Below are 15429 nucleotides of genomic sequence, written 5' to 3' on the forward strand. Positions count from 1 at the left end.
TTTTTAAAAGGATACCCATGAATAAAGTTCAATCCATTGAGCCTTTAATCGCTGATAAGTTCAACAACGAATTGAGAAAATACCAACTAAACTACAAATTAGAGCAAGAAAGCTTAAATAAAGAAATTGATGAAGCTTTAAAAAATTACGCTTCTAAAAATGGGGGTTTAGGGGGTAACCGCCCTGATGTGAAACTTTTATTAAACACACAAGACCCCAACAGAAGAGTCCCTATTTTAATAGAATACAAAGGGCTAAAAGATAAGCTCATTAAATTAGACAAAAACAAACTGGTAGAAAATTTTAAAAATCATGAACCTCATTATAAAAACATTAGAGAATACGCCCTAAATGGGGCTTTACATTACGCTAATGCGATTTTACACCACACGAGCTACACTGAATGCATCGCCATAGGCATCACAGGCTATAAAGACAATAAGGGCGGTATATGCTCTCAAATCGCTGTCTATTATGTGAATAAAAGCAATTTGGGCATGGGGATAGATGTTTCAAAAGGCGAGCAAGGTTATAGCGATCTATCCTTTTTAAGCCGTAAGCATTTTAACGACTTTATTAAACGAGTAGACACCCTTTCTTTAAGCGATGAAGATTTAGAGCGCATTAGAGAAAAGAAAAACCAAGAAATAGAAGACTGCTTGACTCGTCTCAATAATGATATTTATAAAAAAGAAAAGCTTTCTTTAAGCGAAGAAGATCGCTTGTATTTAGTTGTTGCAAGCATTATCGCTAATTTAGGCATCTCTAATTTGGTAGCCCCCCTAAAAAAAGAAGATCTAAAATCCAGCGATGAGGTCCATCAAAGAGATGGCGACATCATGCTCAGAAAAATCCAATCCTTTTTAGAGCATAAACATTTGCCCCAAGAAAAAAAGCAAAGCATTATTTCTTTATTAGAGCCTTTATTAAAAAACGAAAACGACAACAAAGCCATTGATGGCGAAAGCCGTTTGAAGCGCTGTTTTAGTGAAATCGTGGATAATTTGGGCATTTATTATAAAATCGGTCTTAGCACGGATTTTACCGGTAAATTGTTCAATGAAATGTATCGCTGGCTGGGTTTCACGCAAGACCAATTAAACGATGTGGTGCTCACACCCCCTTATGTCGCCACGCTTTTAGCCAGACTCTCCAAAGTCAATAAGGATAGTTTCGTGTGGGATTTTGCTACCGGAAGCACCGGGTTATTAGTCGCAAGCATGAATTTAATGATAGAAGACGCTAAAAAGCGTATCACTAGTCCAGAGGAATTAGAGCAAAAAATCGCCCATATTAAAGCCAAGCAACTTTTAGGCATAGAAAAATTACAAAAAATCTATATTTTAGCGGTGTTAAACATGATTTTAATGGGCGATGGGAGCAGTCAAATCTTAAACCAAAACAGCTTGAGCGGTTTTGATGGCAAAGTCAATAATAAAGAATTTAAAGCTAACGCCTTTGTTTTAAACCCACCTTATTCCGCTAGCGGTAATGGCATGGTGTTTGTGGAGCAGGCTTTAGCAAAAATGCAAAGCGGTTATGCGAGCGTGATCATCCAATCAAGCGCCGGCAGTGGCAAAGCCAAAGAATACAATGTAAGGATTTTAGAAAAACACACGCTTTTAGCGAGCATTAAAATGCCTTTAGATTTATTCATCGGTAAAAGCAGCGTTCAAACCCATATCTATGTTTTTAGAGTCAATGAAAAGCATGACGCTAAGCAAAGGGTGAAATTTATTAATTTCAGTAACGACGGCTACGCTAGAGCGAATCGTAAAAAAGCCAAAGCCAGCCACAATTTAAAAGACACGCATAACGCCAAAGAGCGCTACAACGAAGTCGTGGATTTAGTCCATATTGGCCAATCATGTTTGAAATTTTTAAGCGAAGATGACTATTATGAAAACACCATAGACCCCAAAAACGGGAGCGATTGGAACCAAAATAAACCCACCGACACCAAACCCGAATTAGAGGATTTTAAAAGAACGATAGCCGATTACCTTTCTTATGAAGTGGGCTTGATTTTAAAAAACCAAACGCCCCCAAAGTGATTGGCCCCCTTAGTAGCCAACTCAACGCTATTAAGTGGGGCGAGTTCAGATTAGGGGATTTGTTTGAAAAAATTATTATAAAGCCATTACCTTATCAAACTGCACAATTACCAAAGGAAAAAACTCCAACGCATGAATTACCAGCCCTAACTGCAGGGATTTTAAATCAAGGGTTAAATAATTTTGTGCCAAAAGAAAATGCCACGGTTTTAAAAAATGTTATTTCAATTTCTGCTAATGGGGCTAACACCGGGGCTACATTTTACCAACCCCATGAATTTTGCGTATTACAAGACGCTTACGCTATTGAATTTATTGGCGATAAAAAGCTTAACGATAAAGAATATTTATTTTTTGTATGTGCTATTTCAAAAGTTATTTATAATAATAGTAAATACGAATGGACAAATAAAGCAGGGTGGAATAAAGTTAAAAACGAGTTAATTTCTCTACCCCTAAAACCCACCGCTAAAACTCAAACCCTTGAGGATATTGATTTTGATTTCATGGAAAAATTCATAGCCGAACTTGAGCAGTGTCGGCTCGCCGAACTTGAGGCTTACTTAAAAGCTACAGGGCTAGAAAACACCACCCTTTCTAGCGATGAAGAAAACGCCCTTAACGTTTTCAATAATTCTGGGGGGGGGGTAATACCCCATGCGGCTTAACATGGCAACACTTCAGATTAGGGGATTTGTTTGAAATTGAAAAAACCTTAAGCTTTAATAAAGACGCTTTAACTCAAGGACAAGATTACGATTATATTACAAGAACTTCTCAAAATCAAGGCGTTTTGCAAACCACAGGATTTGTCAATGCAGAAAATTTAAACCCACCATTTACTTGGAGTTTAGGGCTTTTACAAATGGATTTTTTCTATCGTAAAAAGTCATGGTATGCGGGACAATTCATGCGAAAAATCACGCCAAAAACTGAAATTGAAAATAAAATTAATTTACGCATAGCCCACTACTTCACAACGCTTTTAAACGCCTTAAAACGCCCTTTATTAAGCGTATTGGTTAGGGATATTGATAAAACTTTTAGGGAGCAAAAAATCCAACTACCCCTAAAACCCACCGCTAACGCTCAAACCCTTGAGGATATTGATTTTCATTTCATGCGCACCCTAATCAACGCCTTGATGAAACAAATTATTCAAGGCGTGGCTCAATACTGCAACGCTAAAATCCAGGCCACAAAAGAAATCATCAGCCAAGAAACACCCGTTCAAAAAGACTCGTTATTTTAAAAGGGGTTTTAAGTGCGCTAGCTTGTGTTACAATAAATTTAAAATTCGCTTGATTAAAAAGGGATTGAATGGAGCAGCCAGTCATTAAAGAGGGGACTTTAGCTTTAATTGATACTTTTGCGTATTTGTTTAGAAGCTATTACATGAGCGCTAAAAATAAGCCTTTAACGAACGATAAGGGCTTTCCTACAGGGCTTTTAACGGGGCTTGTGGGCATGGTTAAAAAATTTTATAAAGACAGAAAAAACATGCCTTTTATCGTGTTCGCTCTAGAAAGCCAGACTAAAACTAAAAGAGCTGAAAAATTGGGCGAATACAAACAAAATCGCAAAGACGCCCCTAAAGAGATGCTTTTACAAATCCCTATCGCTTTAGAATGGTTGCAAAAAATGGGTTTTACTTGCGTGGAAGTGGGAGGGTTTGAAGCTGATGATGTGATCGCCACTCTAGCCACGCTAAGCCCTTATAAAACGCGCATTTATTCTAAAGATAAGGATTTTAACCAGCTTTTGAGCGATAAGATCGCGCTTTTTGATGGCAAAACGGAGTTTTTGGCGAAAGATTGCGTGGAAAAATACGGGATTTTGCCGAGTCAATTCACGGATTATCAGGGCATTGTGGGGGATAGCAGCGATAATTACAAGGGGGTTAAAGGCATTGGGAGCAAGAACGCTAAGGAATTGTTACAGCAATTGGGGAGTTTGGAAAAAATCTATGAAAATTTAGACTTGGCGAAAAATTTACTCAGCCCTAAAATGTATCAAGCCCTTATAGACGACAAAGAGAGCGCGTTTTTAAGCAAAGAATTAGCCACTTTAGAAAGAGAATGCATTAAAGAATTTGATTTTTTAAGTTGCGCTTTTCCTAGCGAAAACCCCTTATTGAAAATTAAAGACGAATTGAAAGAATATGGTTTTATTTCCACTTTAAGGGATTTAGAAAATTCCCCTACGCCCTTAATTTTAGAAAACGCCCCTATATTAGAAAACGCCCCCGCCTTAGACAACGCCACTAAAAAATCGCGCATGATCGTTTTAGAAAGTGCCGCATCTTTTAGCATGTTTTTAGAAAAATTAGAAAACCCTAACACTAGGGTTTTTATGCGCTTGGTGCTAGATAAAGACAAAAAAATTCTGGCCCTAGCGTTTTTATTACAAGATCAAGGCTATTTTTTACCTTTAGAAGAGGCGTTATTTTCGCCCTTTTCTTTAGAGTTTTTAGAAAACGCTTTTTCTCAAATCTTACAGCATGCGCAAATCATTGGGCATGATTTAAAACCCTTATTGAGCTTTTTAAAAGCCAAATACCAGGTGTCTTTGGAAAATATCCGCATCCAGGACACTCAAATTTTAGCGTTTTTAAAGAATCCGGAAAAAGTGGGGTTTGATGAGGTTTTAAAGGAATACTTAAAAGAAGATTTAATCCCGCATGAAAAAATCAAAGATTTTAAAACAACAAGCAAGGCGGAAAAATTAGAGCGATTGAGTTTGGAATTAAACGCTTTAAAGCGTTTGTGCGAATACTTTGAAAAAGGGGGGCTAGAAGAGGGTTTGCTCACTTTGGCTAGAGACATTGAAACGCCGTTTGTGAAAGTTTTAATGGGCATGGAATTTCAAGGCTTTAAGATTGATGCGCCTTATTTCAAGTGCTTAGAGCAGGAGTTTAAAGATGAATTAAAAGTTTTAGAGCGCCAAATTTTGGATCTAATCGGCGTGGATTTTAACCTCAATTCGCCTAAGCAACTTGGCGAAGTCTTGTATGAAAAATTAGGGCCTCCTAAAAATAAAAGCCACTCTACCGATGAAAAAAACTTGTTAAAAATCCTAGACAAGCACCCAAGCATCCCTTTGATTTTAGAATACCGAGAATTGAATAAGCTTTTTAACACTTATACCACCCCCTTATTGCGCCTAAAAGACAAAGACGATAAAATCCATACCACTTTCATCCAAACCGGCACAGCTACCGGGCGTTTAAGCTCGCATTCGCCTAATTTGCAAAATATCCCGGTGCGATCGCCTAAAGGCTTACTCATTCGTAAGGGCTTTATTGCTAGCTCTAAAGAATATTGTTTGTTAGGGGTGGATTATTCGCAGATTGAATTGCGCTTATTAGCCCATTTCAGCCAGGATAAGGATTTAATGGAGGCGTTTTTAAAGGGGCGAGACATCCATTTAGAAACTTCTAAGGCGTTGTTTGGTGGAGATTTGGCCAAAGAAAAACGATCCATCGCTAAAAGCATTAATTTTGGGCTGGTGTATGGCATGGGGAGTAAGAAATTGAGCGAAACTTTAAACATCTCTTTAAATGAGGCTAAAAGCTACATAGAAGCGTATTTCAAACGATTCCCTAGCATCAAAGATTATTTAAACCGCATGAAAGAAGAGATTTTAAAAACTTCTAAAGCCTTCACTTTGCTTGGGCGTTATCGGGTGTTTGATTTTAATGGCGTGAATGATTACATCAAGGGCAATTATTTGCGAGAGGGCGTGAATGCGATTTTTCAAGGGAGCGCGAGCGATTTATTGAAATTAGGCATGCTCAAAGTGAGCGAGCGTTTCAAAAATAACCCTTCAGTGAGGCTGCTTTTACAAGTGCATGACGAATTGATTTTTGAGATTGAAGAAAAAAACGCCTCAGAGTTGCAGCAAGAAATCCAACGCATTCTTAATGATGAAGTGTATCCTTTGAGGGTGCCGCTAGAAACGAGCGCGTTTGTAGCTAAGCGTTGGAATGAACTAAAAGGTTAGTTTTTTAATTGAGTTTAAGAAAAAATATATTATTATTTCTTTATAAGTAATACTTAACCATGTTAAGCTAATATAATATAAAGTGGTTATCAAAAAATAAAGGGAAAAGACTGAATGCTGAAAAGAATTATATTATTAGGGGCTTTGGGTGTTTTAGCGAGCGCTGAAGAGAGCGCGGCTTTTGTGGGAGTCAATTACCAGGTGAGCATGATACAAAATCAGACTAAAATGGTGAATGACAACGGCTTGCAAAAGCCTTTGATAAAGTTCCCGCCTTACGCAGGAGCGGGTTTTGAAGCGGGCTATAAGCAATTTTTTGGCAAGAAAAAATGGTTTGGTGCGCGTTATTATGGGTTTTTTGACTACGCACACAACCGCTTTGGCGTGATGAAAAAGGGTATTCCGGTGGGCGAGAGCGGGTTTATTTACAATAGCTTTAGTTTTGGAGGGACGACTTTAACCGAAAGGGATTCCTATCAAGGGCAATACTATGTCAATTTATTCACTTATGGTGTGGGGCTAGATACGCTGTGGAATTTTGTGAATAAAGAAAACATGGTTTTTGGTTTTGTGGTGGGGATCCAATTGGCTGGGGATAGTTGGGCAACGAGCATCAGTAAAGAGATCGCTCATTATGCAAAGCACCACAGCAATTCCAGTTATAGCCCGGCGAATTTCCAGTTTTTATGGAAGTTTGGGATCCGCACCCATATCGCTAAACACAATAGTTTGGAATTAGGGATTAAAGTGCCTACGATCACGCACCGGCTTTTCTCTATCACCAACGAAAAGGGATACACCTTGCAGGCTGATGTGCGCAGAGTTTATGCGTTTCAAATCAGTTACTTGAGGGATTTTTAACCCCTTTTTAGATACAATCACACCTGAAACTATCCATTTAAAGGTGTGAAATGCCAAATTTAGAGAATTTAGACTGGAAAAATTTAGGCTTTAGCTACATTAAAACGGATTTCCGCTTTATCGCTACTTATAAAAACGGCTCGTGGTCGCAAGGCGAATTGGTGAGCGAAAATGTGTTACAGCTCAGCGAAGGCTCGCCGGTCTTGCACTACGGGCAGGCTTGTTTTGAAGGCTTGAAGGCTTACCGCTCTCAAAAGGGGAAAGCTTTACTTTTTCGCCCTTTAGAAAACGCCAAACGCTTGCAAACTTCATGCGAAAGACTGCTCATGCCCAAAGTGAGCGAAGAGCTGTTTCTAAGGGCATGCGCTGAAGTAGTCAAAGCGAATCAAAAATGGCTCGCTCCTTATAAAAGCGGGGCGAGTTTGTATTTGCGCCCTTTTGTCATAGGCGTGGGGGATAATTTGGGGGTAAAGCCGGCTAATGAATACCTTTTTGTCGTGTTTTGCGCACCGGTGGGGGCGTATTTTAAGGGGGGTATAGAAAAAGGAGGGGCTAGGTTTATCACTACGATTTTTGATAGGGCCGCGCCTAAAGGCACCGGTGGGGTGAAAGTGGGGGGGAATTATGCTGCAAGCCTGTTAGCCCATAAAATGGCTACAGAGCAAGGCTATGATGATTGCATTTATTTAGATCCTGCCACGCACACTAAAATTGAAGAAGTGGGGGCGGCGAATTTTTTTGGCATCACGCATGATAATGCCTTTATCACCCCGCATTCGCCAAGCATTTTACCAAGCGTTACCAGAAAAAGTTTGATGGTTTTGGCTAAAGAATATTTGAACCTGAACACAGAAGAGAGGGAAATCTTAATGGATGAGTTGGGCGCGTTTAAAGAAGCCGGAGCGTGTGGGACAGCCGCAATCATTACGCCCATTAAAGAAATCGCACATAACAACAAGTCTTATTTTTTTGAAGCACCGGGCCATATTACTAAACAACTCTATGACTTGCTTTTATCCATCCAACAAGGCGAACAAGAAGCCCCCAAAGATTGGATTTTTGAAGTTGGCTAAAAGGTTAAAATTTATAGCTGTATGCCGCATAAAATAAGGGCGAAGTCTCAAAGCGTTTGGAGCTAGAAAGCAATCTGGCGGTGGGTAAGATTTTAAACCCTAATTCAATGCGGTGTCTTAAAAAAAGCGTGAGCATAACCCCCCCATTAATCGCTAAGCCCCCTGAAACCACCGAATGTTTAAAAAACTTGAAATTTTGCTTGTCTGTATAAACGACTAAAGCCCCCCTAGCTCCCCCAAACGCCCCCAAATAATGCTTATAACTCCCTAAAGGGAATTCCATAATCACATCCAAACCCACCGCAAGCATGGTAAAAAAAGAGTTGGTAGGATCTTTATGGCTTTGGTAATTCACTTTTCCTGACCCAAGATCCCATGCAAAAACCCCCCTAATCCCGATGTATTTTTTAAAAAAACTTTGCACGCCGGTTTTTAAATTGAGCGTGGCGATCCAATCTTTCATTTCCTTGCCTTGATAGTCTCTAATGGCTTCTACAGCGCCAACCCCCCCTAAAAAATACCACCCGCTTTTTTTACGTGTGAGTTTTTGGCGGTTAATGATGCTTCTATAGAGCTTTTCATGGGCTTCTTGGTAATTTTTTTTGGGGGTTTTATTGCGCAAAATAGGCATGGCATCAAGGGGTGGAATGACAAATCCCCCTATCAAAAAAACGCACAAAAAAATGATTTTTTTAAACATTTTAAAAATAATTAATCCTTTATTAAACGGAATGTTGTTTAACTTTTTGGTTTATCATTGTGTTAAAATAGTCGTTTTAACAAACAAAATTTTGTTAATAGATTTTACCTAATCTAAGAGAGAATGTATTTTAATGAAGACAGAGAAACAAAAATTTTTAGAGATGCGTAAAGATGGGGCTAACTCTGTGCTGATTTTAAGAGGGGATTGGGATTTTAGAACGAGCGTGTTTCGTTTAGATGAGTTGAAAAAAAATTTATTGGATCATCAAGGGTCTTTAAGAATGGATTTTTCAGGGTGCCAAAAAATAGATTTTGTTTTTGGCATGTTTTTATTTGATCTCATCAAGGAGCGTTCTTTAAACATTGAATTGTGTAATGTGAGCGAGAATAACGCTTGTGCTTTGAAAGTGGTTAAAGACTGGCTTGAAAAAGAAGACGATTTGGAATCTAAAAAAGCGGGCAAAAAATACGAACTCATGATCACTAAATTGGGTAAGAGTATCGTAGAAACTTATAACACCTTTTTAAACGCGTTCAATTTTTGCGGCATGATTTTATTTTACTTCATTAAAAGCGTTTTCAACCCCAAACGCTTTTGCATCACTCCTTTGCTCTATCATATTAATGAATCCGGGTTTAAGGTTTTGCCGGTGAGTATTTTAACGGTGTTTATCGTGGGGTTTGCCGTTGCTTTACAAGGGGCTTTACAATTACAAGACATGGGCGCGCCTTTAATGTCGGTGGAAATGACGGCTAAACTCGCTTTAAGAGAGATCGGCCCTTTCATTTTAACCCTCGTGGTGGCCGGGAGGAGCGCGAGCAGTTTTACCGCCCAAATTGGGGTGATGAAGATCACTGAAGAATTGGATGCGATGAAAACCATGGGCTTTAACCCTTTTGAATTTTTAGTGTTGCCTAGGGTGTTAGCCTTAGTGATTGTTTTGCCTTTATTGGTGTTTATCGCTGATGCGTTCGCCATTCTTGGGGGCATGTTTGCGATTAAATACCAATTGGATTTGGGCTTCCCGAGTTATATAGATAGACTGCATGACACAGTGGGCTGGAATCATTTTTTGGTAGGGATTGTCAAAGCCCCTTTTTGGGGGTTTGCGATTGCGATGGTGGGGTGCATGCGCGGGTTTGAAGTCAAGGGGGATACCGAGAGCATTGGGCGCTTGACCACCATTAGCGTCGTGAACGCTTTGTTTTGGATCATTTTTTTAGACGCTGTTTTTTCTATTCTCTTTTCTAAGTTGAATATATGATGAGTGCTACTAACAATCAAGTCTTAATTGAAGTGAAGGATCTCCATAGCGCTTTTGGAAGCACCATTATCCATAGGGGCGTGAGTTTTAGCGTGCATAAGGGCGAAGTGATGGCGATTTTAGGGGGTTCAGGGAGCGGTAAAAGCACGCTTTTAAGGTGCATGATCTTGCTCAATCGCCCTACAAAGGGGGAAGTGTTGCTTTTTGGGGAAGATATATGGAAACTCAAAGAAAGAGAGCAGCAAAAGATTTTTAACCGCTGCGGGATTTGCTTCCAGTTTGGCGCGCTCTATAGCTCTTTAACGGTTTTAGAAAATGTGGGCGTGATGCTAGAGCAATACGGCGCTTATTCTAAAAAAATTGTTGAAGAAATTTCTAAAATGTGGATTGAAAAAGTGGGTTTGCCCCCTAGGGCTTACCACCTTTACCCCTATGAATTGAGTGGGGGGATGAAAAAGCGCGTGGGTATAGCAAGGGCTATGGCGACTAATCCGGAGATTTTATTTTTAGATGAGCCAACAAGCGGGCTAGATCCTTATAGCGCGGGCAAATTTGACGAATTGATCATGACGCTCAAAGAGAGCTTGCAGCTTACGGTGGTGATGATTACGCATGATTTAGACTCCGTGCATGATTGCGTGGATCGGTTTATCATGCTCAAAGACGGGCTATTAGAGTTTAATGGGGATTTAAAAGATTTTATCAAAAAAGCTCAAACTCAAGGGCTAGATGAAGGCAATTTATTCAATTCAACACGAGGAGAGAAATTTTGGAAAGGCATGTGAATTACACTTTAATCGGCGGGCTCTTCTTTTTATGCTTAGTGTGCATGGTAGGCTTTATTTTATGGCTAGGCCATTTGGGATTAGATGACGGAAAGTATTATGAATATGTGGTCTATACGGACAAAGACTTGGGAGGCATTGCGACCAACTCGCCCATTAATTACAAAGGGATTCAAGTGGGTAATGTCATCAAGGTGGGTTTTACAAAGGATAAAGTGGGGGTGGTCCGTTTGGATTTGATGATTAAATCCAGCGTTAAGATCCGTAAAGACTCCAAAGTGGCGGTTTCTTCTAGAGGGTTTATGGGGTTAAAATTTTTAGCCTTAGAGCAAAGCCACAATGAAGAATTTTATGGTAGTGGCGATAAGGGAGAGCGGATTTTAATCTTTAAAGAAGGGCTTATGGATCGCTTGAGCGGTGATGCTAATCAAGTGGTGCAAGAAGTGATGAAAGCGATTAGGAATGTGAATAGGATTTTAGACGATGAAAATGTGGAAAAATTCAAGCACATTCTCGCTTCAGTAGATGATCTCATCGCTAACTTGGATTCAAGAAAGACTCAATTTGATTCTTTGATCAACAACGCTAACAACCTTGTTTCTAATGTCAATAATGTGGCTTTAGATGTGGATAAGCGCGTCAAACAGGGGCAATACGACTTTAAGGCGATGTTCACTCCCTTAATCATGCAAGCGCAGTTGAGCTTAAGAAACATTGATAATTTTGTGGAAAAAGGCTCTGCTTTGATAGACAAATTTGACGCTAACCCCTATAAAACGATTTTTGGAGAAAGGAAATAATCATGAGAGCTACGGCGATAAAAATCTTTTCACTCTCATCAGCATTAGCCCTATTGCTTCAGGGTTGCTTGAGCATCAATTTAAAACAAATGCTGCCAGAGATCAGAACTTATGATTTGAATGCGAGTTCTTTTGAAATCACGCAATGCCCTAAACCTTTGACTGAAGTGAGGCTCATTAGTATTTTGAGTGCGGATTTATTCAACACTAAAGAGATCGTTTTTAAAGCGCAAGACGGGCAGATCACGCATGGGAAGCACCAAAAATGGATAGACTTGCCTCGCAACATGTTAAAAACCATGTTCATGCAAGAAGCGCAAAAAGCATGCTTAGGCGTGGCTTTGCCCCCTTATGGTGCGGGCGCGCCCACTTATGCGGTTCGTTTTACGATTTTATCGTTTTCTCTTTTAGAAAAAGAAAATTCTACCTATAGGGCGGAATTTGCGCTAGGCTATGATATTAGCGTGAAAGGCGATTCGCATTCTGGAGTGATCATTAAGCATGAAAATATTTCTAGCTTGGAAAATAAAACGACCAAAACGAGTAAAAATGGCAATCAAGATTTTCAAGAAAGCGCGATACAATCCCTCCAACATGTAAGCGTGCAAGCGATGCAAGAAGCGATTTCTTTGATTAAAAAAGCCATTGAAGCGCAAAGCGTAAGCCCATTAAAAAAATAAGGAGGAATTGTTTGAATTTACGATTGGCTGGAGCAAGCGTTTTAACGGCTTGTGTCTTTTCGGGGTGTTTTTTTTTAAAAATGTTTGATAAAAAACTTTCTAGCAACGATTGGCATATCCAAAAAGTAGAAATGAACCATCAAGTCTATGACATTGAAACCATGCTCGCTGATAGCGCTTTTAGAGAGCATGAAGAAGAGCAAGATCCCTCTCTAAATACCGCTTTGCCTGAAGATAAAATAGCGATTGAAGCCAAAGAGCAAGAGCAAAAAGAAAAAAGAAAACACTGGTATGAGCTTTTTAAAAAGAAGCCAAAGCCCAAAAACTCTATGGGAGAGTTTGTGTTTGATCAAAAAGAAAATCGTATTTATGGGAAAGGCTATTGCAACCGGTATTTTGCCAGCTATGTATGGCAGGGCGATAGGCACATTGGGATTGAAGATAGCGGGATTTCAAGAAAAGTGTGTAAAGATGAGCATTTAATGGCGTTTGAATTAGAATTTATGGAGAATTTTAAGGGTAATTTTACGGTAACTAAGGGCAAGGACACGCTCATTTTAGACAACCAAAAAATGAAAATTTATTTGAAAACGCCATGAGTTTATGTTTTGTGTTGTAATATAGGGGTTTTTGTTTTGATCCAATGGAATGTTAGTCATAAAATCTAAAAAATGCTAAAAGCATTTTTTACAATCAATAATTTGAACATAAATTTTACGCTATAATTTTTTTAACTTTTCACTCAAGGGATTTTATGCAAGATCTATTTACTCAAAGTTACCCCTAATCTATAGCAAAAGATTACGCACACCATAAAGAGCAAAATGAGGGAAAACTTGAAACCTATCAAATTAAAACAATTAGACACTAAAGTAGCTTATTACTTGACCACTAAAGAAGAAGTATTGTTGTATCTCAATGAATTGATTCAAAAAGAAAAAACAGATGAATTTTGCACTGCTTTATACCAATTGGTCAAATCCAAAGGCTTTGATAATATTGCTAAAGAAACGACTTTGAATAGAAGTTGTATTTATAGGGAATTTAAAATTAAGAAAAATCCTTGCACTAAAGTATTCTTTTTAGTTTTAAACTCTCTAGGGTTTCAATTGAGATTAAATGAAACAAATAGGTTTGCACTGGTTTAATGCTAAAAGTAGCTAGTGTATTTAGTGGTATAGGAGCGTTTGAATGGGCTTTAAAGCGTCTAGATTTAGAACATGAAATTTTATTTGCTTGTGATAATGGAAATATTGATTTAAAATTAGATTATGATGCAGAATTAAATAAAATCAAAAGTCTTTCTAGTATAAAAGAAAAGAAAAATTACACAAATAATCTCTATAAACAACATAGCAGAAAAACTAATTTCGTTAAACAATCTTATTTAGCTAACTATACTATTCAAAATGATTGTTTTTTTCAAGATATTAAGTTGCTTGATGGCACAGACTTCATAGGTAAAGTGGATATTTTAGTGGGTGGTAGTCCATGCCAGAGTTTTTCAAGTATTGGGAATAAACTAGGATTGGAAGACACTAGAGGCACTTTATTTTATGATTATATTAGAGTGCTAAATGAAATCAAGCCTAAGGTTTTTATTTTTGAAAATGTCTATGGGATGCTAAGGCATGATAAAGGGAAAACTTTTGAAGTAATCCAAAAAGCTTTTGAGAGTTTGGATTATCATTATAAGTATGGAATTTTAGATGCGAGAAATTATGGCATTCCACAAGGGCGTAGGCGTTTATTTTTGGTGGGTTTTAAAGAACAAGAAAAATGCGCTAATTTTACATTCCCTAGTCCTAAAGAACTCACTATCACTATGCAAGATTTATTGCAAGACAATATTAAAGAGGGGAATTTATTGAGCAAAAACGCTATTTTAGATACCAAGTCCTTTTTGGGTGGGGAATTAGTGGATGAAAAGTATTTTCTAAGTGAGAAACTTCTTAAATACTGCTTGAGTGCAGGCACAAAAAACTTCTATCATGCTGATGCTAAAATTGATTTGCCTATCGCAAGAGCTTTGCTCTCTACTATGGGAAACCACCACCGCTCAAGCGTGAACAATTATGTTACCACTAATGATAGAGTGCGTTCTTTAAGCGTGCGAGAAGCTCATAGGCTTATGGGCTTTGATGATGATTATAAAATTGTCGTTTCTAAAGCTCAAGGATACAAACAGGCAGGCAATTCTATTGTAGTAGATGTCTTAATCGCCCTAATTAAAGAAATCATTAAGGTTATTTGATGAAAATTGCAAGTTTGTTTAGTGGTATTGGAGGGATTGATTTAGGGTTTATACAAAATGGCTTTGAAATTGTATGGGCGAATGATTTTGATAAGCATGCAGTAGAGACTTATAAAGCTAATATAGGACAAAATATTATCTTAGGTGATATTGAAATTGAAAAAGACCATATTTGTGGGCATGATATTTTAATAGGTGGTTTTCCTTGTCAGCCTTTTTCCACTTTAGGTTCTTTGCAAGGTTTTGAAGATAAGAGGGGAACTTTATTTTTCACTATTTGTGAAATCATTAAAAAACATAGACCTAAGATTGTTGTTTTAGAAAATGTTAAAAATTTAATCAATCACAATAAGGGGGAGAGTTTTAAACGCATCCTTTTTGAATTGAATGAGCTTGATTATCAAGTTAATTACGATATTTTAAATACCCTAGATTTTGGTATCCCTCAACAGCGCAATCGTGTATTTATTGTTGCCTTAAGAAAAAATAGTTTCACAAATCTAGAATTTGTTTTTCCTGCAAAAATCCCTTGTAAAATAAGCGCTTTAGACTTATTAGACAAACAAGTGGAATTAAAATATTTCATCTCTCAAAAAATGATTAAAACCATTTTAGGAAAAGGGACAAAAGGCTATATTGTAGAGCCTAGCATAGATACTCCCATTGCAAAAACCCTCACAGCTACTATGCATAAATGCCACAGAGCTAGTCAAGATAACTACTACACGGATTTAAAAAATTGGGAACGCTATAAAGACAATAATTACTCTATTATTAGGCGTCTAACCCCTAATGAAGCTAGAAAATTACAAGGGTTTCCTAGCAATTTCAAACAAGTTGTCTCTGACACTCAAAGCTATAAGCAATTTGGTAATGCAGTCAGTGTGAATGTAAGCTTCGCTCTAGCTAAAGCGATTAAAAAACATTGTGAATTATTTTTAAAAAAGGGTTAA

15 protein-coding genes and 1 pseudogene are annotated in these 15429 nt (G+C 38.1%); 15 read left to right on the top strand and 1 reads right to left on the bottom strand.

Going from position 1 to position 15429, the window contains the following annotated elements; all coding sequences use genetic code 11:
• The first annotated feature begins 17 nt into the window (after nt 1–17).
• The 6 genes from I6852_RS01265 (at nt 18) to ilvE (ending at nt 7990) form a co-directional block, all read left to right on the top strand.
• Nucleotides 18–2054 (top strand): N-6 DNA methylase, encoded by a 2037-nt coding sequence (locus I6852_RS01265; protein WP_197291615.1) that lies wholly within the window; start codon nt 18–20, stop codon nt 2052–2054.
• Entirely contained in the window at nt 2051–2722 is a 672-nt protein-coding gene (locus I6852_RS08150; RefSeq protein ID WP_331458742.1) for a restriction endonuclease subunit S, read from the top strand. The genes I6852_RS01265 and I6852_RS08150 overlap by 4 nt, the downstream gene beginning before the upstream one ends.
• A gap of 26 nt (nt 2723–2748) precedes the next feature.
• Nucleotides 2749–3306, top strand: coding sequence for a restriction endonuclease subunit S (locus I6852_RS08155; RefSeq protein ID WP_331458743.1), 558 nt, complete (start codon nt 2749–2751; stop codon nt 3304–3306).
• A 68-nt stretch (nt 3307–3374) separates the two neighbouring features.
• Nucleotides 3375–6056 (top strand): DNA polymerase I, encoded by a 2682-nt coding sequence (polA, locus tag I6852_RS01275; protein ID WP_197291614.1) that lies wholly within the window; start codon nt 3375–3377, stop codon nt 6054–6056.
• 114 nt (nt 6057–6170) lie between these two features.
• Entirely contained in the window at nt 6171–6917 is a 747-nt protein-coding gene (locus I6852_RS01280; RefSeq protein WP_197291613.1) for an outer membrane protein, read from the top strand.
• Between the two features lie 50 nt (nt 6918–6967).
• Nucleotides 6968–7990, top strand: a complete 1023-nt coding sequence (gene ilvE, locus I6852_RS01285; RefSeq protein WP_197291612.1) for a branched-chain-amino-acid transaminase — start codon at nt 6968–6970, stop codon at nt 7988–7990.
• Nucleotides 7991–7994: 4 nt separating this feature from the next.
• Here the strand turns inward: ilvE and I6852_RS01290 are convergent, their stop codons facing one another.
• Complete coding sequence (locus tag I6852_RS01290) at nt 7995–8690, bottom strand: outer membrane protein (RefSeq protein ID WP_197291611.1); 696 nt, start codon at nt 8688–8690, stop codon at nt 7995–7997.
• A 133-nt stretch (nt 8691–8823) separates the two neighbouring features.
• Between I6852_RS01290 and I6852_RS01295 the strand changes: the two genes are divergently transcribed.
• The 9 genes and pseudogenes from I6852_RS01295 (at nt 8824) to I6852_RS01330 (ending at nt 15429) form a co-directional block, all read left to right on the top strand.
• The gene (locus I6852_RS01295; RefSeq protein ID WP_197291610.1) at nt 8824–9957 is read left to right on the top strand and encodes an ABC transporter permease; all 1134 of its coding nucleotides are present in this window, start codon (nt 8824–8826) and stop codon (nt 9955–9957) included.
• Nucleotides 9957–10742 (top strand): ABC transporter ATP-binding protein, encoded by a 786-nt coding sequence (locus I6852_RS01300; protein WP_024114292.1) that lies wholly within the window; start codon nt 9957–9959, stop codon nt 10740–10742. The genes I6852_RS01295 and I6852_RS01300 overlap by 1 nt, the downstream gene beginning before the upstream one ends.
• On the top strand, nt 10727–11542 hold the full coding sequence (locus I6852_RS01305) for an MlaD family protein (RefSeq protein ID WP_197291609.1): 816 nt from the start codon (nt 10727–10729) through the stop codon (nt 11540–11542). The genes I6852_RS01300 and I6852_RS01305 overlap by 16 nt, the downstream gene beginning before the upstream one ends.
• Before the next feature lie 2 nt (nt 11543–11544).
• Nucleotides 11545–12222 (top strand): hypothetical protein, encoded by a 678-nt coding sequence (locus tag I6852_RS01310; RefSeq protein ID WP_001202845.1) that lies wholly within the window; start codon nt 11545–11547, stop codon nt 12220–12222.
• 11 nt (nt 12223–12233) lie between these two features.
• Complete coding sequence (locus I6852_RS01315) at nt 12234–12821, top strand: META domain-containing protein (protein ID WP_197291608.1); 588 nt, start codon at nt 12234–12236, stop codon at nt 12819–12821.
• Between the two features lie 115 nt (nt 12822–12936).
• Nucleotides 12937–13009: pseudogene (locus I6852_RS08255) on the top strand (type III restriction endonuclease subunit R); the annotation flags it as partial.
• Between the two features lie 37 nt (nt 13010–13046).
• Nucleotides 13047–13370 (top strand): helix-turn-helix domain-containing protein, encoded by a 324-nt coding sequence (locus I6852_RS01320; protein ID WP_231626078.1) that lies wholly within the window; start codon nt 13047–13049, stop codon nt 13368–13370.
• Nucleotides 13370–14476, top strand: a complete 1107-nt coding sequence (locus I6852_RS01325) for a DNA cytosine methyltransferase (protein ID WP_150144425.1) — start codon at nt 13370–13372, stop codon at nt 14474–14476. Before I6852_RS01320 ends, I6852_RS01325 begins: the two co-directional genes overlap by 1 nt.
• Nucleotides 14476–15429 (top strand): DNA cytosine methyltransferase, encoded by a 954-nt coding sequence (locus tag I6852_RS01330; protein ID WP_150144427.1) that lies wholly within the window; start codon nt 14476–14478, stop codon nt 15427–15429. Before I6852_RS01325 ends, I6852_RS01330 begins: the two co-directional genes overlap by 1 nt.

The sequence above is a fragment of the Helicobacter pylori genome (assembly GCF_015904775.1).
Classification (GTDB): Bacteria; Campylobacterota; Campylobacteria; order Campylobacterales; family Helicobacteraceae; genus Helicobacter; species Helicobacter pylori_DM.